The organism is Pseudoalteromonas ulvae UL12 (assembly GCF_014925405.1).
Taxonomy (GTDB): Bacteria; Pseudomonadota; Gammaproteobacteria; order Enterobacterales; family Alteromonadaceae; genus Pseudoalteromonas; species Pseudoalteromonas ulvae.
Genome location: NZ_AQHJ01000020.1, coordinates 56,739 through 80,162, shown reverse-complemented (window position 1 = coordinate 80,162; position 23,424 = coordinate 56,739). Strand labels below are relative to the sequence as shown.

At 39.4% G+C, this 23,424-nt stretch carries 15 protein-coding genes and 2 pseudogenes; 10 read left to right on the top strand and 7 right to left on the bottom strand.

The genetic code is table 11. The features are described 5' to 3' along the window. Positions 1–93: 93 nt before the first annotated feature. The 7 genes and pseudogenes from PULV_RS01590 to PULV_RS01560 all read left to right on the top strand — a co-directional run. A complete protein-coding gene (locus PULV_RS01590; RefSeq protein WP_227009333.1) occupies positions 94–927 on the top strand; it encodes a cupin-like domain-containing protein in 834 nt (277 codons plus the stop codon). 26 nt (positions 928–953) lie between these two features. Then, the gene (locus tag PULV_RS01585) at positions 954–1,910 is read left to right on the top strand and encodes a class I SAM-dependent methyltransferase (protein ID WP_193330730.1); all 957 of its coding nucleotides are present in this window, start codon (positions 954–956) and stop codon (positions 1,908–1,910) included. Between the two features lie 50 nt (positions 1,911–1,960). Next, positions 1,961–3,199, top strand: a complete 1,239-nt coding sequence (gene dapE, locus PULV_RS01580; RefSeq protein ID WP_193330729.1) for a succinyl-diaminopimelate desuccinylase — start codon at positions 1,961–1,963, stop codon at positions 3,197–3,199. Then, a complete protein-coding gene (locus tag PULV_RS01575) occupies positions 3,183–5,411 on the top strand; it encodes a DUF5916 domain-containing protein (RefSeq protein ID WP_193330728.1) in 2,229 nt (742 codons plus the stop codon). The genes dapE and PULV_RS01575 overlap by 17 nt, the downstream gene beginning before the upstream one ends. A gap of 33 nt (positions 5,412–5,444) precedes the next feature. Further along, positions 5,445–6,719, top strand: coding sequence for an amino acid kinase family protein (locus PULV_RS01570; RefSeq protein WP_193330727.1), 1,275 nt, complete (start codon positions 5,445–5,447; stop codon positions 6,717–6,719). Positions 6,720–7,126: 407 nt separating this feature from the next. Continuing rightward, positions 7,127–7,987, top strand: coding sequence for an IS982 family transposase (locus tag PULV_RS01565; protein WP_193330726.1), 861 nt, complete (start codon positions 7,127–7,129; stop codon positions 7,985–7,987). Positions 7,988–8,006: 19 nt separating this feature from the next. Next, positions 8,007–8,240, top strand: a pseudogene (locus PULV_RS01560) (DDE-type integrase/transposase/recombinase); the annotation flags it as partial. Between the two features lie 418 nt (positions 8,241–8,658). Here PULV_RS01560 and PULV_RS01555 read toward each other — a convergent pair. Together PULV_RS01555 and PULV_RS01550 are read right to left on the bottom strand one after the other, a co-directional pair. Continuing rightward, positions 8,659–9,806, bottom strand: a protein-coding gene (locus PULV_RS01555; RefSeq protein WP_193330725.1) for an IS3 family transposase whose coding sequence is annotated in 2 segments (ribosomal slippage) — positions 8,659–9,572 and positions 9,572–9,806 — 1,149 coding nt in all. Because the reading frame shifts where the segments join, the coding sequence is not laid out codon by codon here. Between the two features lie 1,698 nt (positions 9,807–11,504). Then, the gene (locus PULV_RS01550; protein ID WP_193330724.1) at positions 11,505–12,158 is read right to left on the bottom strand and encodes a hypothetical protein; all 654 of its coding nucleotides are present in this window, start codon (positions 12,156–12,158) and stop codon (positions 11,505–11,507) included. A gap of 134 nt (positions 12,159–12,292) precedes the next feature. On the opposite strand from PULV_RS01550, the gene PULV_RS01545 reads away from it, so the two are divergent. Then, positions 12,293–12,565, top strand: a complete 273-nt coding sequence (locus PULV_RS01545; RefSeq protein WP_193330723.1) for a helix-turn-helix domain-containing protein — start codon at positions 12,293–12,295, stop codon at positions 12,563–12,565. Between the two features lie 366 nt (positions 12,566–12,931). On the opposite strand, the pseudogene PULV_RS01540 reads toward PULV_RS01545, so the two are convergent. The 5 genes and pseudogenes from PULV_RS01540 to PULV_RS01520 all read right to left on the bottom strand — a co-directional run. Further along, a pseudogene (locus PULV_RS01540) lies at positions 12,932–13,228 on the bottom strand (transposase); the annotation flags it as partial. A gap of 429 nt (positions 13,229–13,657) precedes the next feature. Beyond that, on the bottom strand, positions 13,658–13,996 hold the full coding sequence (locus tag PULV_RS01535; RefSeq protein ID WP_193330722.1) for a hypothetical protein: 339 nt from the start codon (positions 13,994–13,996) through the stop codon (positions 13,658–13,660). 15 nt (positions 13,997–14,011) lie between these two features. Then, a complete protein-coding gene (locus tag PULV_RS01530) occupies positions 14,012–14,530 on the bottom strand; it encodes a 2OG-Fe(II) oxygenase family protein (RefSeq protein ID WP_193330721.1) in 519 nt (172 codons plus the stop codon). 146 nt (positions 14,531–14,676) lie between these two features. Next, positions 14,677–15,174 (bottom strand): hypothetical protein, encoded by a 498-nt coding sequence (locus tag PULV_RS01525; RefSeq protein WP_193330720.1) that lies wholly within the window; start codon positions 15,172–15,174, stop codon positions 14,677–14,679. After that, positions 15,174–17,237: a prolyl oligopeptidase family serine peptidase gene (locus tag PULV_RS01520; RefSeq protein ID WP_193330719.1), complete on the bottom strand. Its 2,064-nt coding sequence runs from the start codon at positions 17,235–17,237 to the stop codon at positions 15,174–15,176. The genes PULV_RS01525 and PULV_RS01520 overlap by 1 nt, the downstream gene beginning before the upstream one ends. A 321-nt stretch (positions 17,238–17,558) precedes the next feature. Here PULV_RS01520 and PULV_RS01515 point away from each other — a divergent pair. After that, a protein-coding gene (locus PULV_RS01515; RefSeq protein WP_193330718.1) for an IS3 family transposase occupies positions 17,559–18,706 on the top strand; the annotation gives its coding sequence in 2 pieces (ribosomal slippage) (positions 17,559–17,793 and positions 17,793–18,706; 1,149 coding nt in all). 175 nt (positions 18,707–18,881) lie between these two features. After that, a complete protein-coding gene (locus tag PULV_RS01510; RefSeq protein WP_193330717.1) occupies positions 18,882–23,144 on the top strand; it encodes an NACHT domain-containing protein in 4,263 nt (1,420 codons plus the stop codon). Positions 23,145–23,424 lie beyond the last annotated feature (280 nt).

The window sequence follows — 23,424 nt, the reverse complement described above, 5'->3', positions numbered from 1 at the left end:
CAATATTGAATAGAAGCAGGGCGGCATAAAACAAGATCAATAGTACCGCCCTGCACAGTATGAATAAATATAGTTAAGTGACAAAGGAATAAGATGAGCCACTTAGAACGTTATAAAAAAGTTGACATATTAGTAGAACCATCAAAAGAGCAAGTATTTGAATATATGGAGAAATGTGAGCCGTTTCTCATAAAAAAATGTGCAAAAAACTGGGTTGCTCTCAATAAATGGAATGATGAGTTTCTCAAAGCGCATTATGGTCATCACCCACTACGTATCCATCGTACCTCAGATAAACATAATGCGCAGATGATGCCATTCGGTGAATTTATCGATTATATGAAAAGTGCTGACGAAACAGACCCTTTTTATGCATCTTCATGGGAGTTCTCTCATGATTATCGAGAGCTGGTAGAGGATTATGACGTACCAAGTTATTTCGATTGCATGATACGAGAGCGGTTGCCTGATGAATTACTTCACGGTGATGCAAAGATGCTGCTACTTCGCTGGATGTACATAGGACCCAAAAACAGTGGTTCATTACTACATTTGGACGTATGCGGAACGCATGCATGGAACGCCGTTATTTCTGGAAAAAAAGAATGGACATTTTATGGTCCAGACCAATCCGCTTATTTGTACGATGGCGCCGTGGACAGCTTTGAACCGGATTTAGAAAAACATCCCTTGTTTGAGCAAGCTATAGGTTATTACGCAGAACAAGAGGCAGGAGATGTAATTTTCACTCCTTGTACCCATTGGCATCAAGTCAAAAATGTGGAAGCGGGTATATCAATTACTGAAAACTTTATCAATCATACAAATTTGTCGCATGTTCGTACTGCGTTGAATGAAGACGAAGATATCAGTGAGGATCAAGCACAATTCATTACTGAGTTGTTACCGGAAATTTTGACTGCATAGTAATAAATGCGAGTTTGAGATCATATATGTGTAATGAATTACGATTAGCGGCTGCGTTTACCCAAATTAAAGAAGAAGTTACAAAGATGCCACTCATGATTTGGCCTGAGAAAAATGTATCGACTTTGATAGTTTCTGGCATCAAGCAATGGGCATTTGACGTTGAAGACACCTGTGTAATGTTTTCAGAAGGAGTCCCAGAACATAGCGTAGACAATATTATAGAGCTTGCCCCTGAACTTGTGATTAACCGAAGCAAAGGTCAGTTTATTTCTGCTGAGGAGATTAATAACCTTGTCGGCGCAGCTAAAATCACAATCATAAAAGGTGATGCGCTTGAGAATGTAATCTTTTTGTTTTGTGGAACTACATTTGAAAAGGCCTGTGTAGAGATTGACCAGCTTGAGGGATTTGATGATAAGCATGGGACCGATACATCGGGTATTGCTGAAACTGACGTCCATCAAAGCTCATATACTCGCTATGTGCCCACTCCTGCATCAGTAGTAACTCAGGTATTGTCATCATTAGCATTGGATAAAACCCAATTTACCTTTATTGATGTTGGTTGCGGTAAAGGAAGAGTGATTGCGCTGGCCGCATTAGAGCCTTTTAAACGTTGTATTGGCATAGAGTTATCGCCCGATTTAGCGGCTATAGCACAGCAAAACATGTCGATAATCGAGTCAGACGTGAAAGCTGAAATCGTTGAAATACAGTGTGCCAACATACTTGTATGTGAGTTTGCACCGGAAGATACCGTGTTTTTTTTATATAACCCATTTGAACTCGTTATTTTCAGCACTTTTGTCGACCAAGTTTATCGTAATGTTCATTGTTTTGGGAAAAAGGTTCAATTTGTGTTGATAGAAGACAATGAGCTGAGTTTGCACCTAGCAAGTCGGGATTGGCTGAAGGAGAAACAGCGGTTTCAGCCGGCCGTAGGCCATCATTATGATGTCATCATATTTAATAATTTTTAGAGAGATACACAATTTTGTAAAGCTTATTGTGTTTCATATTGAGCAGTTAAATGAGTAGTGAAATTTTTAAAACACTTTCGCTTGTAAAAGCGGAAAAGTTAAATAACAACGTGGTTGATTATGCAAGGGAATTGGTCCAGCGCGAATCAGTGACGCCAGCGGATGCCGGTTGCCAGTCTTGGCTTGAGAAAAAAGTTAAAGCCTTGGGGGCAACAGTAACACGATTTAAAACTCAGGATGTCAGCAACTTTATTGCTGTTATCGATAAAGGAGAAGGACCAAATGTTGCGTTTTGTGGGCATACCGACGTGGTGCCGGCTGGCGATTTGAGTAAGTGGACATTTCTGCCATATTCGGCACATATTGAAAATGGTGTGATGTATGGTCGAGGAATTGCGGACATGAAGGGAGGAATTGCAGCCTTTATCGCTGCCGCAGAGTTGCTCGTCAACGATAGAACATTTGAGGGTAAACTCTGGTTGTTTATCACAAGTGACGAAGAGGGTGAGGCGGAACATGGCTCTCGGGCTATTGTCGATTACTTAAAAGCCCAAGGAGTAGTTTTAGACTATTGTATTGTGGGTGAACCTACGGCAAAACAGACCATTGGTGACGTAGTCAAAATAGGGCGTCGTGGAGCCATCAGTTTTGATATTGATATTACTGGAAAAGCTGCGCATGTTGCTTATCCTTCGCACGGCATTAATGCTATTCACTTGATGAGCCAAGTGATAGGTAATTTAAATGAATACCATTGGGATAAAGGCAATGAAGATTGTCCAGGGACTAGTTTACAAGTAACACACTTTGACTCTGGTGATTGGACGGATAATGTGATTCCTTCAAAGGCCTCCATTAGTTTAAATATTCGGTATTCGTATAAATACACCGAACCTAGAATAAAAGAGATGGTTGAAAAAGCGGTATCCACAGTGACAGAAGAATATGTCATAAAGTCCTATCGTAGTTGTGTTCCTTATTTCTGTGAAGAATCATCTAGCGCTGATTCATTAAAAGACATTGTAAGGAAAGCCATCAAGGAAGACTTCGATATCGACTGTACATTTTCTACGTCAGGCGGAACATCAGATGGACGTTTTTTCAAAGAAATTTGCTCGCAAATAATTGAAGTTGGGCTACCTAACAAAACCATCCATCAGGTAAACGAGTCTGTGGCTGTAGCTCAACTAGAACGATTAAGTTACCTGTACTTCTCTATTTTCAACAAACTACTATCAAGGGAACGAATGAACACATCCAAGGAGAACCAGCATGAAGTATGCGTTTAACTTGATTAAGCTAATTCTTTTTTGGGGATGTATGCTGCCATTTTATCTTTGCGCTGAAATGAAGGTTGATGGTGCGTTGACAGAAGCAGAATGGCAACAAGCGAAATCGTATGCCCATTTTGTAATGACTGATCCGGATACTGGTGTGCCAGCGACTTATAGTACTGAAGCCAAGTTGCTTATCAAAGAAGAAGGCTTGTATGTGGCTTTTATTAATAAGCAGCCTCCTGAAAGCCGTATTAAAATCTATTCACCAAGAGACAAAAGTAGTCGAGCAGATTTCAATCGACTAGTCGTTGACTTTGAGGGTGATGGTAAAACAGCCTACGAATTTACCGTAACTCTTGGAAAGGGATATGGTGAAGGGATTTATATTAACGGGAATGAGTTCTCAAGCGAATGGAATGGCGCTTGGTCATTTGCCGTGAGCGAAGATGATGAAAATTGGTACAGTGAAATATTCCTACCGTGGTCTATTGCTCTTTATACGGCCCCGAACAAAGAGAAAGTCCAGGAAATAGGCATTTCATTTGGTCGAATATACGCACAAGATGCTGTGGAATTCTCATATCCTTTTACTCATTGGAGCAGAAACAACTTTATTGGTGAGCTCGACAAAGTGGCCTACAACATTGAGAAAGATGAAGGGCTATTAACACTCATCCCTCAATTTACAAGTAATTACAATACAATTACTGATGACCTAAAAAGTACAGTTGGTGTGGACATCATGTATAAGCCCAATAGTAATCAATTAGTGATGGCTACTATTAACCCTGATTACGGTGCAGTAGACAGTGATGATTTAGTTTCGAATTTTTCTCCCATTGAAAACTTATTTCAGGAAAACCGCCAGTTCTTTACCGAAAACCACAGCTTATTTGACGTTAAGGATGACGATGAAGCCTTTATGCTTGTTTATACTCGGCGAATAGGTGTCACCAAAGACAATGGCAAAGGAGGACTGGCATTTGCAACCAAGTACATTAATGTTGGGGATACTTTAGATACTGGCTTCATGGCTGCAATAGACAAAGATGTGAAAACTGTCGAAGGACCTCAATTTTTTGTTGGTAGAGCTAATTTCCATACAGAACTAGGTACTATTGGCTACTTGACTACATATGTTGATGCTCAAGAGTTTGACCGACAAGCGAATGTCCACGGGATAGATTTTGTAAATTCCTCCGACAATTGGTTAACGAAAGGTAACTTACTGTATTCCCATATCAATATGGCTGATCAAAGCATAAATGGTTATGGTGGTTTTGTTGATTTTAGCTATTTTGCAGATAGAGATTTTAACATCAATGCACAATTCATGTGGCTCGATGATAAGTTAGAATTAGACGATCTTGGTTATTTAGAGCGCGGTAATTTAAAGCAATTCGAGTTATCTCTGGACTACTCATTTTACGATTTTTCGCCAAACGTTAGAGAAGTTTACAGCGATTTTGAGCTAACTCTATCAGAAAACTTCGATGGTTTGTCACTTGCGCCTGAGTACGGAATGAGCATGTTGTTTTTCATGGAAGACGCATCACAGTATGAAATTGCGTATGAAGAAAAATTGAAAGGAATCGACGACCTTATCTCTTTTGGCTTTGATCCTGTTGAAATTCCGAGTCAAAAAGATGTATTTCTTTTATATCAGCAATTGTTCGATGACGGTGATAAATGGATTGTGAGTTGGAATATTTATCAAGAAGGTTTAAAAGGTTGGGCAAACGCATTGGAGTCTACATTTTTATTATCTTGGATTGACAAGGTATCGCTGACAACTTCATTTTTTTACTTATCGAGTAATGATTGGCTGATTGGTGATGGAGATGGCGGGTTAGAGCGCTATGAGCGAGAATTTCTTGAAATGGATGTTTCTCTTCTTTATCTACTTAAAGAACGGCACGAAATGACACTGCGAATTCAATGGAATGGCATCAAAGCAAATGCGCTCGACAGGTTTACCATCCAAGATAGGCAGATGCTTGTATCTGACGATCTGCTGGAAGACTTTTCTGAAAGTGATTTATCTCTGCAACTGAAGTACAAATATCAAATTGACCCGTTATCCAGCTTAACATTGGCCTATACACGTCAAGGCAGTATGACAGCCTACAATGATGAATTAGTCGGTTTCGACAAGCAATTTGATAAATCATTATCGGATAAACATACCGATGTGGTGACATTAAAGTGGGTTATGGCTTACTAGCTAACCGCTTATAGCGATATTAAGGAAAAAATTATGAACAATGAACTTGTCGTTAATAAGTTTGGCGGGTCAAGCTTAGCTAACACCAATTGTTATGCTCGTGTGGCTAAAATAATAGGTACTCATTTGGGTAACAATGATTGGATAGTTGTATCTGCATCAGGCAAAACAACTGACAAGCTAACGACGATTTACCAGTTGTCGTTGATAGATGAACAACTTGCTACAACAGAACTCGCTGAACTCATAGAATATCAGCGAAGTTTGTTGGCATCAGTGCTGGATACGCCTGATAACTTGATTCACCAATTAGAGCAAGATCAACTGATACTGGACGATAAAATTACAACGCAAAAGCAGGCTAGGCACAGCGAGTGTGAATATGTATGCTATGGTGAAATCTGGTCTGCCAAGTTGATGACACAGTTGGTGAAATCTCTTGGAAAGTCAGCTTGCTTCGTTAATGCGACTGATATTTTAAGTTTAGGGGAGCGTTGTGTTGATCTAAAGCATAGCTATAGCAGATTAGAGCAATCTGGGTTGTTATACGAATCAGGTATCAAAGTAGTTACTGGCTTTATTGCATCCGATGCAAATGGCAAAGTGACCACCCTAGGCCGTAATGGTAGTGACTTTAGTGCAAGTTTATTTGCCAGTTTAATTAGTGCACAGCGTCTAGAAATTTGGACAGATGTTAAAGGAGTATTCAGTTCAGATCCTAGGGTAGTTAAAAATGCCATTTGGTTTGAATCCATTGATTGGTATCAAGCTGATGCTATGGCGCGTGCTGGCAGTAAAATTTTACATCCGGAGACGCTTTCACCTCTCAAATTAGATGATTGCCAAGTTATTGTGAGAAGCAGCCTACAACCTGAACAATCGGGTACTAAAATAACTAAAACGTCAGGGCATACTAGGGCATTTGCTTCATTCGCAGCCGATTATGGCTTGGTGGAAAATATTAGCGGCTCAGTTTTCGAAACTAGGCATATTGCATTTGGTAAAGATGTTTTAGGAAATAACCAGATTCTTATTTTCCCTGAATACAAACGAAAATTAACTCACTTGGGAGTGCAAACCGTTAGTATTGCATTGATTGGATATACAAATACAGAGGAAGTTATTCAGGTGGAGCAACTGATTGGTGGCTATAAACAACGCATCGAGCTGGCGAGGAGTTGTGTATTGTACATTCTGGATGAAGCAATATCTGAATCAAAAAGTGTTAAAATTCATGCGTCCCTTGTGTCTCGAAAGCTTATGGGTGGCGTAAACAGTATTGATAAAAGTTTGTGTATCTTGGAGTGAGGAACATTAAATATATTTACAGTATAGTTTACATGACAGGGCTTTATAACTAAACCTGTTTGAATAGCGAAGCGCAAATTTCGGGGGGCTGCCTGACCCTGTAAGGCACTTTGTGTAACTGCCAGTGTTAAATAACACCTTTTAATCGGTCTTCGAATTCGATCATAAATCGATTCTAGGCCGATTTCCAATTTCTAATTGGCATCGTCCATTTTTTTATGCATGCTCAATCGCTAAGTAGACCACCTTTTTAGCAGAATCATCATGTGTGTAGATACCTGGTCGTGGATAAAAACATGGACAAGCACTTAGTAATTAACCTGAGCTGCACAAAAGAAATGGAACTAAATGCCCTTGCGGTGATCAGATCTTTCGACCAAGAAACATAAGATTACCGAGGCAAGGGCATGAATAACTTAGATGTAATTTACGTAGATGTCGATGATTTTTGTTTATTGTTTGAACCTCAATGGCTTAAACACCTAATAGAATCAGGTGAGAAGCAACGCATTAAGCCGTCTCGACTATCCTCTAGCGAAGTGATGACTATATTAATTGCCTTTCATCAATCAGGTTATCGCGACTTTAAAACTTACTACACCAAATTTGTTTGTCAGTATTGGCGACATTATTTTCCTGATTTAGTCAGTTATACACGTATGTTGAAGTTACTTCAGGCCACGTTACCTGCTCTGTGTAGCTATCTGAAGCAGCGCTTTGATAAACCAACAGGCATTGCATTTATCGACTCTACTTCTCTCAAGGTGTGTCACAACATGCGTATTCCTCGCCACCAAGTTTTCGCGGGAGAAGCCAAGCGGGGGAAAGGAACAATGGGCTGGTTTTATGGCTTTAAACTTCACCTCATCATGAATGATGAAGGTGATTTATTAGCAGTAAAAGTGACAGCTGGGAATGTTGATGATAGACAGCCTGTGTTAGATATGGTCGATAATGTTACAGGGAGTTTATACGCTGATAAAGGTTATGTATCTGCAAATCTAAAAGCGGAACTTACTGAGCAAGGCATTGATTTTATTACAGGTCAACGAAGTAATATGAAACGTCAGCCAATATCATCTTGGGATAGAGCGATGCTATCAAAGCGTTTCATCATTGAAACAGTTTTCGACCAACTGAAAAATATGGCTCAAATAGACCATACAAGGCACCGCAGCTTCATCTCATTTATGGTTAATTTAATGGCTGGATTAATTGCCTATACCTTTCAGACTAAAAAGCCGAGTATAAAAGTGACTCGGCTTTAATTCTTATGCAGATCTGAGGTTAATTAAAGCATTGCTCATGGCAGTTTATCAGCGCCAACCCAAAGCTGACGTAATGGTACATAGTGATCAAGGAAGCCAGTATGGTAGCGCTGATTATTTAGCCTTTATGAAAGAACATAACCTTGTACCCTCAATGAGTCGAGCTGGGAATTGTCACGATAATGCAGTTGCTGAAAGCTTTTTTGCAACGATTAAAAAGCGGATAATTAAAAGGAAGATTTACTCAACACGCAAGGGAGAAAAAGTTCTAAATTTTCCAATTATTTAATTCGGTCTAAAATGATGAAGTCACCACTTTGGTCACTAGTTCGAAGACATTCGATGCCATATCTCATCACTTACTCAATAGTCATAATAGTACAAGTTCATAGTTCTTGTCATGTATTTAATTAATCATTATTTAGCCTTCCATCGAAGTCTCGATGGCAATATCTATATGATGGGGAGTATTGATGTATCTGTATTTACAGCTGATAGAACAATCGGGAATGTATAAGGTTATTTATTGATTTTGTGGTGTCTCAGAAAATGATTGGCCGCTAATTCCGGCTCTAAAATAGAAATGTAGATGTATTATTAATGCTGTTATTTTTCTCTACATTCTATTTTGCAAAATCAAAAGTTTTGCAGTGTGGACTTCCCAGCTCTCACTAGACAGTCTGTTGTTTCAAAAAATACGCTTCTTCGAATTTAGCAGGTGATATACCGCCTGTATGCGAGTGGCGTTTTTTTGGATTGTAAAACATTTCTATAAAGTTAAATATCTCTGTCTTCGCTTCGACTCTGGTCGAATATATCTTCTTTCTGATCACGCGCTTTTTAAACGTAGCAAAAAAGCTCTCAGCAACCGCATTATCATGACAGTTTCCTCTGCGGCTCATGGAAGGAATAAGATTATGCTCTTTCATAAACGCTAAATAATCTGCACTGCCATACTGACTGCCTTGATCGCTATGTACCAACACAGATTGTTCTGGCCGACGTTGGTAAACGGCCATTAATAATGCCCGGATAACCAAATGCTTATCCATGTTTTTATCCATCGACCAACCGACAACGCGTCGTGAGAACAAGTCGATAACTGTCGCTAAGTACAGAAAACCCTCATACGTTCGCACATACGTGATGTCACTCACCCACGCAGTATTAGGTGAGTCTGGGGCAAAATCACGCTCCAATACGTTATCTGCAATCCGTGATGGCTTAACGCCTTTGATGTATTTGCGCTTGTAACCAATCTGCGCTCTAAGGTTGTTCAGTCGCATAATTTTAGCAACACGGTGCACGCTACAAGACTCGCCCGCTTCACGAAGATCACGATGTATCCAAGGGCTACCATATGTTCCGCCGCTGGCAATATAGAACTCTTTTATCCGCTTGAGCAGGCGATTATCTTCAATCGCTCTCGTGCTCAACGGCTGTTTAAGCCATGCATAAAAGCCACTGCGATTGATTTTTAATACACGGCACATGGATAACACAGAGAACTGCTTCTGGTGATCTCGGATAAAGGCGTACTTTACTCTGGCTGGCTTGCAAAGTACCTTGCGGCCTTTTTTAAGATGTCCCTTTCCTCCGTGACCCGCTTCAACTCTGCCTCTAACTTAGCAATTCGAACCGAATCATCAGATGACTGGCGAACGGCTTTATTGCCACTTAACTGGCTTCGCCAGTGATAGAGGGATTTAGTTGAAATACCAAGCCGATCAGCAACTTCCTGAACTGAATAACCACGCTCAGTAATTTGCTTGACTGCTTCTATCTTAAACTCTTCGGTATACCGTTTGCCTTTGCTCATAAACACCTCTATTTGAAGTTACATTGTAACTGTTAAAAGTGTCTAGCAAAGTCTGTGAAGTCCAGTGAAGCGATCCACATCGACGTGGTTTTAATAAAGCGGTGGTTGCCATTGCTCATAAACTTTCACGAATTGTTTGGCACTTGTTGCAAAAAGATGTGATGTACCAACCTCAACATATAACACATGTTGATGAGTAAACGGTTTTTCCGCTTGAAAACAACCTGGTTGAGACAAGGATTTATAATCCGTGTGGCTGTTTAGGTATTTCAAGTACGGAATTCATCAGAGGCCAGCGGGAGTCAACTCCCGCCACTCTTTTCTTGATAATCAGAGGAAAGAACAGAGCCAGTATATATGTCAGTGCTGATATTTTTAATATCTATTAATCAGAAAACTACATGAACATATGTTAACGAACAAAAAGAACACACTATTTATTTTGTATTTTTTACAAGATAAAAACAGCTCATGCTTGTAAAGTGGGTAGTGTCTGTACCACTACAGTCCATATATGTCTCAATAATGAATCGCTTTTTTAACATGACCCTGCACCTAGCCTTTCATTTGTTTTTTAGTCAAAAGATCTGATTGCGGAACAGGCTTTTAGTTCCATTGGATTATAATATTCTAAAATCGAACTCAGATTTATTAGATCAGCATCTGGAAAACTGTGAAGAGCCAAACCGCAGACGTGGTTCAACAGCCAAAACTGTTAAGTCCTTACCTGTCAAATTTGACCTCTTTAGCTTTTAGTCTAAAAATAGAATAAAAATAGCGAAAGTAGTCAGCAATAAAAAATATGAATGCAAGAATACTCATTCGAAAGAGTGCTCCTATGCTATAATCAGAAAGTGTTTTAGGAGCGCCTGCTTGCTCATTTGATAAATAGATAATACTAATTATTGGTGTAGTAACTAAGAATACATAAAACGCAATCTGAACCCGTCTCGGGAGTAGACCTCTCCACATTTCAAACGCAGTAACTAAGTTATAAATCGCCATATGCATATTACCCTCTAAGTAGCCCAAGTTGAGGGCGTTTGCTATTTAGGGTTTTGTGCAACCATGAGTGCAGTGAAAGTAATAACACTGCATATTTTAAGATAGTAAATTTGAACCCCCAGTCGACATATAATAGATTAAAATTTAAAAGTTGTTCCTTGAGTTCGAATATAACTATCGAGTCTGTAGATTCCACCGCAATTTTGTATTGATTAACGATATATGCATTTATACTAAGCATAATGACATGATATATACCTATTATCCGTAAGGTATTTATGACAGCTAAGTCAGCTCTTGTTGGTAAATAGTCTAATTTTGGCCAGCCGAATAATCGATGTATGGCATTGGTGAGTTCGTTTCGGTAATAGACTGATAGCATTGAGGACATGATGCTTAGAAGAATAATTATGTCGAGAATAATGTTCCCAGCAATTGTACCTGTATTCCAATAATACTTTCCAATTACATAAAATATGTAGTCAAGTTCGTAAAATACAAATTCCACGAATGTAATGATTAATACAAGACTTCGAATATTTTCATCTTGCGCATCAAAATATATCAAACCAAGAAAAATAAAAAATACTAGCCTTTCTGTCTCGGTTTCTAGATTCAAAAAATAAAATACAAATATCAGTGTACAATAGAGAAGAAGTTTTTTTAAACTCATTGAATATGTATTCTCTTCAGTTAATTACAGTATTGAGTAAGCAAGTCGATCATAATTCTGTCTTGCTCAGGTTTTGGTAACTCGCTGAAATTCCTACTCCAGCGCTCAGCTTTCCGCTTTATTCTTTGTGACTCCGCAGCTGTTTTACCAGAAGTTAAAAGAGGCATGTTTTTTAAGGGATAATTGACTAAAACAGTTCTGAATTTCTGAGACTCTAACTCGGTTATTAAAATGCAGTCAGTTGCCCATCTAACAATTTCTTCATATATACTATGGTTATCTTGTAAAAGGCCATCTAGCAAAATCATTGTTTTATTTTTACAATATTTTAATAGCACTTTAAGGGCGTCATTTAATGCACCAGCGTTTTGGGCGTTAGCAAGGTTAGTTACGTCACAATAAATAAATGAGGAACTCTGGTATTGGCTATGTAATTTTATAAAACCTATCAGTGGCGTGTTGAATAATTCATATTCAAGGAATTCATTGGCATGATCCACAGGCCATTTTTTTTCAACTGTCCAATTGAGTATGTTGTATTTTGCGTCTTTCTTATAGGACAGAATTTCACATTCTCCGGCATTAGGTACGATAAAACGTGTATGTTTCGGAAATAACAAGCGTAACTTGTCTTCTGTTTTGCCCGAAGGAATAAATAAATAGGTTTGATTCATGAGAGTGAAACACAAAAATAATTGAAAATTAATAAAAATTTAGTAATACTCCCATACTAAATACATTAACGTTAGCATGATCCCTTTATGGAGCTAAGTAATGTTAGCATGATCCCTTTATGGAGTTAAGCAACATGTTCAGAAAAAAGCTGAAACCTGAAATTTTTAGAAAAATGCGAGAAAATGCAGGGCTAAGTCGGGAAGAGTTGGCTTTGCTTATGGATTGGTCAGAAGGTACCGTTGTAAATTACGAGACCAAAGAATGTAAAATGGATCTTTATGAATTTGAAAAGTTCATGATGGTTACAACTACTTCTAAAGAAGATCGTGATTCGCGGAAAAAACTGTTAAAATATATTAGTAATGCGATACAAGAGTTGGCTACAATAGGAGTCGTCGAAAAATAACTTTTTCGTAGAGTCTGCTACAAAATGTGGACCTTAGTATCCTCTTACTCATTGCTTATTATGGCTGTAATACCATCATTTTTAATAGAGGCTTGCTGTAGAATTTCCGTTGTTTAATTTCCCCAGATTTTTTGTTGGTGTTATACCACCTAAGCCCATGTAAGGGCGTTCATTATTATAAGTCCCTAGCAAATCAGTCGCTCTGTCTAACTTACTAATATCACATAAATATAATGATACCAATTTCATTAAAGATTAAATCACTTTTGTAACTCCACCCAATTTAGTACAGCTCTTTCGTAGAATTTTATGCTGCCTCATTGGTGTCATATCTCCAAGTGAATCATGAGGCCGTTCATAATTATAGATATCGTCGGAGAGCTTGGTTTGATTTTTCTTAACCGTTTGAGGCTCAAAAGTACCAGCACGGTCTCTCGGGGTTTCAAGTTCGAACTCACCGACCGAGGACTTAACCGTTTTCTTAGTGTGGCCGTTCTTTCGGTTTGGCTCTGTTGCTGATTCTAAATGCTGCTCTAGTTCAACTTTAAGCGCAGCTTCTGTGAGTTGTTTGATGAGGGGGGTAAGCACACCATCTTCACCAGTTAAGCCTTTACCGGATTGAAGTTGTTCTAATGATTTGTTGAAATCGAATTCTTGAGTCATGTGTCATTCCTGTTTTCTTAATATTACTGAAATGACACAGATTTCTAAACACTACCTCAGGGAACGAGCTTTTAGTTCCTTCGTTTTCTAAATTTCTTATCCGAAGTTCAGGTTACTTAACCCGATCTCAGGTTAATTAGCCTTAAGTGCCACCTCTGTTAGCTGCTTGATTAATGGCGTAAGAACCCGGTCTTTGCCATTAAGAGGCTTACTTGACGGCAATGCTTTTAATACAGTCTCAAAATTAAATGTGTTGGATATGTGTCATTCCTGTTTTCTTAATATTACCGAAATGACACAGATTTTTGCCTCTCCCTCAATTAGAGCATCGATGCCAGGTAGGATTATTCGCACGGTTACTCTAAAGGCATTGAACTAAATAGTTAAAAGAGCTTTTAGTCCCTTTTCTAATTCAGAAAAACCTCGCTATTAAGCGTTTCTCTGATCTTTCCCTTTCCCATTTGTCATGATCTTATCCCATAATTCATTAATCTTGAATTGACTGTCCTTATCTCTACGCTTTTTCGAGCTACGCTTTTTATCATGACGTTTTTTAGTTTTTTGAGCTAGTTCAAGTGATTGCCCTACTTTAATTTCATTCAATAACAAATCGTCAGATTCGACAATAAGAGCATCTACTTGCTCTTTGATTTCATTTAGCCTAGGAGCTGAATACATGTGTTCGCTGGCATTTACAGAAGTAACAGAACATACAACAACTCCTGCAATTACTGTCTTCTTTGTCTTTATTATTTTTTCAATAAACATTGATTCTCCAATCGGTTAGGTGTGATTTATAAATGTAATAAGACTATATCGATCACCGCTTGTTGCTGGTGTAACATAGTGATAATGAGTCCAGTCAGTAGGCATTATCACCATTCGCCCTTTCTTTGGCTTAACAGTCAAAGGTTGTAGTTTTGAGGGCATATGCAGCACACCTCCTTCTTCGACATCATTTAAATACCAAATGATTGCCAAGGAACGAGGGTGAGCCTTTCCATTTGAATCAAAATGAACTTCAAACTTGTCGATACTTCGTTTGAACTTCATTATTTCGAATGGCTCATATACCTCTCCCAATGAAAAAGGCAGGTCGAGTAACTGCTTATATTCCTCCATAGCATTTAGCATCATCTCTTTGATAAATTGCTCCAATTCGGGCGCTCCACTTAAATTAAGTAAATAATCCCTATATTGTGTTTCACCACTGTAGTTGCCCGCAGCTTTGTTATTAATTTCAACTTGACTTTTATCTTCATTAAATAAGTCTATAAATGCCTGACATTGTTTAGTATTCATTGAGTTTTCTTTAATCGTGACATCTCTACCTATGTGTATCATAGCCTGCACACCTTTATTTTAAACACTTGATAATTTGCCTTTACGGAGTAGTTATTTAGGTAAAGTACTTTAGATTCTACATTTCACTCATACCTATCCAGAAATTAACTCATGCAACAATAAAGATTAACGGACCTTAGACATTGCTTTTCCGATATTTCCACATGAAACCTATGTGTGAAATAAGGTGGTAATATATAGAGATCTCCAATATTACAAACATTTGAGGTGGACTGTGCAGGAAAGTTAATCCTACTCTCCTTTTCACAATCAATAATAAACATAAAAGCAGCAAATCGTTGAGTTTTCCCTTTACCACCTAGGTCTATAAGCCTACTTTCTGAACCAAATGTAAGTGAATCTAGTTCCAGCGAATACTGATTACTTTCGTCATTAATTTGCACGTTGGGAAACACATTTTCTGAGTAGTACTCATAATTCGCACGCTGAATTTCGACAAGCTGTATTATGTCTGCCTCTTTTATATTTTCAGCGATGTCACCTAATGCATTTAACGACTCTTTCAAAGAATCTATAAGTTTCAAGGGAAGTGCAGACGCTACCTTAACAATGTATTCTGATAAGAAATGATACTGTTGCATTATAATTTTTCTCTAAGCTGATTAGAACGAAGTATGAATGTGATTAATTTGGAGAATTCAAATTCATTTTCAAAAAGCTCGGCGCTAACATGACCACCATTTCGTACCCCTAAAAAAATTGAACTATCAGACTGATTATATTTTTTGAGTTTAGCGATCCATTTTGCGACTTCCCAATAACCCACAGCTGGATCATGCTTTGCAGCGGTTGCATAGACATCAGGGTAGTTAGTAGTCCTAACATTTTCATATGGGGAATAACTCATCATATAATCGAAGACTTCTTTACTTTTGGTAGGATTTCCAAACTCAGTCCAGTCATAAATGGAGTATTCAAGACTACTATCCATCAACGTGTTCACTACATCGACGAATGGCACTAAGACACTGATTGACTTAAATAATTCTGGACGATTGTTGATGGCAACTCCAAGAACAGTTCCTCCACTTGACTCTCCTGTAGCAGAAATATTCCCCTTCGTCGTGTAACCATTTTCGACTAAATAATCCGCTACAGACAAGAAATCTTCGAACGTATTTTTTCGATTTAGCAACTTACCTTGATCATGCCAATGTTTACCAAGCTCATCCCCTCCTCTCACGTGGGCAACAGCGTAAGTCATTCCTCGGTCAATGGCGCTAAACCCAAACCGCGGAAACTCTGGTGGTATTCCATCACCGTATGCTCCGTATACGTATAAAAGCAAGGGCCTTTTCTTAAGTTTTCTGAATTGCTTATGTCGGATAAGCGAAATTGGTATTTTCACCCCATCATGGCCAGTAGCATAGAGTCGCTTGGTTTCATAGGAAGATTTATCAAATCCAGGGGGGAATATCCCATCAATTGCTGTTAATTCACGGGTCTTCATATTATAACTATAAATGGTTCGTGGAGTTATAAGCGATTGGTATCGCAACTTAATTGTTGCCGTCCCTTTATCTTGTATTATTCCATAAAATGTCAGGCCAAATATATCTTCACTAAAATTAACAAACCAATATTCGCCGTTTTTTAAATTAACGATTCTAAGGCGGTCTACACCTTCAGAACGCTCTCGAGTAGCCACGTATTCACTGAAGACAAGCACGTTTTTTATCAGTCCACTTTCTCGATTTTCTAACAAATTGCGCCAGGTATTCGGCGCAGTAGCATTTTCAGTGACAAAAACATCAAAATTATTATTGTGAAGGTTCGTCTTAATAACGTAACCTAATGCTGTATGCTGAACCGTATGAGACGTATTGGCACTCCTAGGTATTAGTACTTTTAGCGTGCCATTCTTGTCTTGCCAGTTAACTTCTATCGTCTCTGAAACATTCCAGTTTCTTGTATTGATAAAAATCTTGTCTTTGGAAACGGAAGTGTAAACATCTACCCAAAAATTCTGGTCAATTTCCGTATAAAGCGTGGTTATTTGACCTGTAGAAACTTTTACGTAGTTAATTTGGTACGCTTTACCTTCCCTATTTTTGTTAATATAATATAATCCTTTAGAGTCAGGAGCCCAAGCAAAGCTTGCTGAAACCCCCTCAATAATCAGTTCCTTACCTTTGTTATTCTCTAAGGACTTTACGCTTAGCGTGCCGATTTTATCACCTCGAGTATCTTCAACCCATGCTAATTGGGAGTAATCTGGAGATATTTCTATCGATTCTAGGTAATAATTTTCAATGTCTCGAGCTCTCAACTCAGCGTCGAAAAGTACCTTCTTTCTATCTGAGGCTTTACGTGTATAAAAATAAGTCGGGTATTTCGCATTATGCTTGTATCGCTTCTCGAATAGGTAATGCTCATCTTGCCAAGTTTGAACTCTTCCTGTTAAAGGAGAGCGACTCTTTATCTCTTCGAAAACTTGAGTTAACAATTGCTTGTCTTGTGCGAAAAATGCTTTACTCAGTTCATTTTCTCTAGACAAATATTGTAGGATTTTAGGGTCAGTTACATTGGGGTAACTTTGATCTCTTAACCAACCAAATTCATCTTGATAATCAATTCCATGGTAAGAATTAATAGTTGCACTATACGTCCCCCCTTCAGAGACTAACTGTTGAGTTATAGCCATTAAACCGTTTACCCATAAACAACTAAAAAGGAATAAAGCACTTACGGTGAACTTCATATACGAAAACATTTTTACCTTCATTAATTCACTTTAAACCAAGGGTCACAAGATTTTCACGAAATCTCATGTAAACAAACCATTGATAATATTTTACTGAAATAACAACCGTCAAGCAATAAACAACCACCTCAACTTTAGGTTGACGTTGATAAACAGTGTAGTGGTATAGTGATTTTATCCACCTAATTTAGCGGATGTGGACTTCACAGACTTTGCTAGACACTTTTAACAGTTACAATGTAACTTCAAATAGAGGTGTTTATGAGCAAAGGCAAACGGTATACCGAAGAGTTTAAGATAGAAGCAGTCAAGCAAATTACTGAGCGTGGTTATTCAGTTCAGGAAGTTGCTGATCGGCTTGGTATTTCAACTAAATCCCTCTATCACTGGCGAAGCCAGTTAAGTGGCAATAAAGCCGTTCGCCAGTCATCTGATGATTCGGTTCGAATTGCTAAGTTAGAGGCAGAGTTGAAGCGGGTCACGGAGGAAAGGGACATCTTAAAAAAGGCCGCAAGGTACTTTGCAAGCCAGCCAGAGTAAAGTACGCCTTTATCCGAGATCACCAGAAGCAGTTCTCTGTGTTATCCATGTGCCGTGTATTAAAAATCAATCGCAGTGGCTTTTATGCATGGCTTAAACAGCCGTTGAGCACGAGAGCGATTGAAGATAATCGCCTGCTCAAGCGGATAAAAGAGTTCTATATTGCCAGCGGCGGAACATATGGTAGCCCTTGGATACATCGTGATCTTCGTGAAGCGGGTGAGTCTTGTAGCGTGCACCGTGTTGCTAAAATTATGCGACAGAACAACCTTAGAGCGCAGATTGGTTACAAGCGCAAATACACCAAAGGCGTTAAGCCATCACGGATTGCAGATAACGTATTGGAGCGTGATTTTGCCCCAGACTCACCTAATACTGCGTGGGTGAGTGACATCACGTATGTGCGAACGTATGAGGGTTTTCTGTACTTAGCGACAGTTATCGACTTGTTCTCACGACGCGTTGTCGGTTGGTCGATGGATAAAAACATGGATAAGCATTTGGTTATCCGGGCATTATTAATGGCCGTTTACCAACGTCGGCCAGAACAATCTGTGTTGGTACATAGCGATCAAGGCAGTCAGTATGGCAGTGCAGATTATTTAGCGTTTATGAAAGAGCATAACCTTATTCCTTCCATGAGCCGCAGAGGAAACTGTCATGATAATGCGGTTGCTGAGAGCTTTTTTGCTACGTTTAAAAAGCGCGTGATCAGAAAGAAGATATATTCGACCAGAGACGAAGCGAAGACAGAGATATTTAACTTTATAGAAATGTTTTACAATCCAAAAAAACGCCACTCGCATACAGGCGGTATATCACCTGCTAAATTCGAAGAAGCGTATTTTTTGAAACAACAGACTGTCTAGTGAGAGCTGGGAAGTCCATGTGAATACAGTTTATTTTCTGCCATGTCAAATAATCAGGTCTTCTGGTATTCTTTTGATTGTTAATCATTTTTTAGCTGAGAATGGCTGTTTATGAGTTGTTTTATACGTAAATTTCCATTCCCCTCTGTAAATATTCACTTTGATAGGAACGCATATGGAAAAGCACATTCCATTAAACAGGCAGTTTTCACCTGTGCCCAAAAGTCATGAAGATGCGGAAAAAGGCGAAATTTCTTTTAATTGGGGGTATGGTAAACCTAATTCATGGGATGATTTAGACTGTGAGTTTCGTTGTGTCATTTTAGCTGAGGCAGGTGCAGGAAAGACTGAAGAGTTTCTACAACGTGCAAGACTACTCCAGGCTCAAGGTAAACCAGCTTTCTTCATTCGTATCGAAGATATCGATAGAGATTTTTATGAGGCCTTCGATGTTGGTGAGGAAAGCCAATTTCAGTTATGGCTGAATTCGACCAGCGAGGCATGGTTCTTCTTAGACTCTGTCGATGAAGCAAGACTCTCAAGCCCGAGAGCTTTCGAAAAAGCAATTCGACAATTTGCTAAAGGTATAAAGAAATGTGCGCACAGAGCGCATATATATGTTTCTAGTCGTCCTTATAGCTGGCGACCTAAAGAAGATCGAAGGCTAATGGATGAGTGGCTCTTTCTTCCATCTTCATCGGAAGTAGATGAAGTCGAAGAAAATGAGGCAGTCAAAGCGCAGAGTTCACTCAAAGTTTACACTCTGCGTCACTTGGATGAAGAGAGAGTTCGCCGATTTTGTATGACTCGTTCAGCAAAAGATATTGACCGTTTAATCAATGAAATTGCACGAACCAACCTTTGGAGTCTAGCGGAACGGCCATTTGATCTTGACGGTATTCTAGCAAAGTGGGCAGAGGGAAGTGAATTAGGTGGTCGCCTAGATCTACTTTGCCATAACATCATTAAACGGCTCCGTGATGAGCATAACATTGATCGTGCCCACCTTCAGCCTATCAATGCAGAGAAGCTAAGAGAAGGTGCACAACGATTGGCTGCCGCTGTTGTTCTTACTGGCCAAGCTGGCATTAACGTTCCCGATTCAGCACCTGTCAAACCAGGTATCAATGCAGAAACCGTCCTTTTCGATTGGGATCCAAGTGAAGTCAGTGCGTTACTGGAACGTGGGATCTTTAATGACGTTATATACGGAGCTGTACGTTTTAGACACAGAGATGTGCGTGAACTACTTGCGGCTGAGTGGTTTGATAGACTATTGAAGCTCGGTAATAGTCGTTATTCAATCGAAACTTTGTTTTTCCGCGAGCAATACGGTGAGAAAATTATTACTCCGCTGCTACGTCCAATTTTGCCATGGCTTATTTTGTTTGATTCAGAAATTAGATTCAAAGCGCTAAATATTAACCCCGATATTGCCGTTGAGGGTGGCGACCCATCAAGATTACCACTTCAGGAAAGAGCTAATATTCTAGCAGACATTGTCCAGCGGATTTCTTCGAATAAAGATGGCCACTCAGCTCGAGACAATAGTGCTATTGCTAGGATTGCTAACACTGACCTTTCGGAAAATACACTACGGCTTATTGAAAGATACAGTGATAACGACGATGTAATCTTCTTCCTTGGCAGGTTGGTATGGCAAGGTGAAATGTCTTCTTGTGCTTTCTCTTTGGTTCACATTGCAGAAAATAGTTCGCGAGATATCTACGCAAGAATTGCTTCAACACGAGCTGTGATGACTTGTGGTTCATTCGAGCAAAAACAAAATCTATGGCTAAAACTAAATGAAAATGATGCTCAGATTCCAAGAGAATTGCTTTTAGAGTTGGTAGAGGAAGCTGACACCAACAGTCATAGTATTGAGCAGTTGTTGATATCGCTGGGTAAATTACCGGCTTATGAACGGTTTAAAAATAGAGCTCTGCGTGGTGCGCTTCATTCATATGTAGAGAAGATTTGCCTAGATTCGATCCCTAAACTAGTTGAGGGCTTAGACTCTTATCTAGAAAGACAGCCATTTGTTGAACGTAGGGAATGCCACGTTTCAGAAGAGTATGCATGGTTGCTAGATATCGCTATGCATGCGATAGAAAGATTGATTAAAGCACGCCACGATGCAGCTCTCGGGAATAAATCGCAATCTATTTTGTTGAAAGTTCCTGCTCTACGTTTTTGGCGTGGAGATGATTGCACTGAGCATAAGGACGAATTGAAGACGCTTGTACCTGGTTGGCCCGAGCTTAATGATTCGCTTTATTGGAACAGTATCCAACATGCTCGAAATATTGAGATTTCAAATTCAGACAAAAAGGTAACGGATGATTGGGCTGTTTCATGGCTTGGTCATTTTTGGCATTTTGATACGACTAGTCTCCCGAGACTTCTCAATTACATGCACATCCGCTCTTTGGAAGATGATAGTCTGGTTGCGCTTAGTACCGCCTTTCGAGTCTACTTGCAAACTGACAGATCAGAGAACATTCTCGCTTTATTAAGAGATGCCGTGGCTGATGAACCTGTTCTACGAGAGCGGTTGAACACATTGCTCGAACCGCCTGTATCAAAAGAGATGCAAAGATACGAAAAAAACGAAGCCGAGCGCCAGCGTAAACTTATTGAAAAAAAAGAGCGAAAGAAGCTAAACAGAGAAAGATGGATAGCAGACTTACGAGCAAACCCAGAAAGAATTTACAATTCTCCGAACCTTGAGTCAGGTGAATATTCCTGTGATCAATACTGGCTGATGGTGGAACTACAAGAACTTAACCAGGGAACTAGTCGCTGGGGTTACACTGATTGGCAGGCATTGATACCTGAATTTGGGGAGGCTGTCGCTCTGGGGTATCGTAAAGCTGCGATCAAACATTGGTCGCAATACAAACCACCACTGCGTTCAGGGGGGGAAGGAAACAATACGCCATATGCTCTTATTTTTGCGATGGCTGGATTGGAAATTGATGCCGCTGAATCTTTTGATTTCCCCATGAATCTAAGCGAAGAAAACGTTCGGCACTCATTACGCTATATTTTTTGGGAATTAAACGGTTACCCCACATGGTTGGAACGGATGCACAAAGCCTTTCCACAATTGGTCGAAGAAGTGGTCATTAAAGAATTGGTTTGGGAACTCGAAAAGACAGAATCGACTAGGGTATTACATGATTTAGCATATCATGCACCTTGGTTACACCCCTATATAGCTTCTGTTATTCTAAACTGGATTGACATTAACCCTGGTCACCGCAGATCTATCAGAGAGTACAGTCTGAAAATTTTAATCAATGGAGAGATAGAACCTGAGAATCTGTCAGCTCTGGCTATCAAGCAACTTTCTAATACGCTCAATCCAGATGACATATCTTGGTGGTATGCACTCCGTGTAGATTGTTGCCCAGAGAAAGGCATCTTAGAAGTTGAACAATGGCTATCAGAACTAGATGACGATACAGCAAAGCGTGCAGCGCAGATTTTTATAACAGCATTGATGGGGGGGCGAAGTTCGCGTTATACAAAACCCAATATTGGTTGTTTCCGTACAGCAGAACATTTGAAATCACTTTATTCCCTGATGCATAGCTACGTTAAAGTGGAAGATGACATCGACCGAACTAGTGGGAAAGTGTTCTCTCCAGAGCTACGGGATGACGCACAAGATGCACGTGATAGACTGTTTAACCTTCTATCAGAAATACCAGGTAAAGAAAGTTATACAGCAATCAAGCAGTTAATCCTTGATCACCCTAATCCAGATTATCGCCATTGGATGGCAAATCAAGCGTATAAGCATGCTGAAAAAGACGGTGATCTCGAACCTTGGTCTGAGCAGCAAGTAAGAGAGTTCGCCAAGTCGCAATGTATTGAGCCGACAACGCACCGTCAGCTTTTTGATTTGGCTGTCCATCGGCTTCATGAGTTGAAGAACTGGTTAGAGCGAGGTAATGATAGTCCTTGGCTTACTTGGCAGCGTGCAGAGGGGGAAACAGAGATGCGAACGTTAATCGCAGGTTGGTTAAGACAGCGTTGTGACAGCAAGTATACGATCGCAGAAGAGCCTGAACTTGCAAATGGCCAACGTATGGATATCTGGCTGCACAATACCAATGTCCTTTCACCTGTACCTATCGAATTGAAACTACTAGATAAAAAGTGGAGCGGACCGGACCTTTGTGAGCGACTACGCAATCAGTTGGTGGGAGATTATCTTCGAGAAGAAAGTGCTGGATGTGGCGTGTTTCTGCTGATCTCACAAAACGTGACCAAAAAATGGTTGATTAATGGGAGTCTAGTCGGATTGGATGAACTCGCTGCTGCACTTAAATGTTACTGGCTGAAGATTTCACATGAATATTCAGGCGTAGATGCGATAGATGTGATAGTAATCGATTTGGCGAAGAGAGCAGAGGTCTCCGATAAATAAATAGACGAATTTAACTTTGCTCAAGTAAATTCTAATTACTTTTCTTTATTCGAATCGACAGAGTTGGAGCTAAAATTCCAACTCACTTCTGTCTAAAAATCAGCTAGAACCCAAAAGAAGTAGCTAAATAAGACCCCAAAAAGTTTCGAACTTTAATGTCACAGTTTCAAACTTTAGTGTCGAGTTCTAATCTTTATTGTCCACCGACACTTGTATATGTAGTTATTTTGAAATAACTACATATGTGGAGTATAGTTAGTATGTTTGATAGATGGAGAGC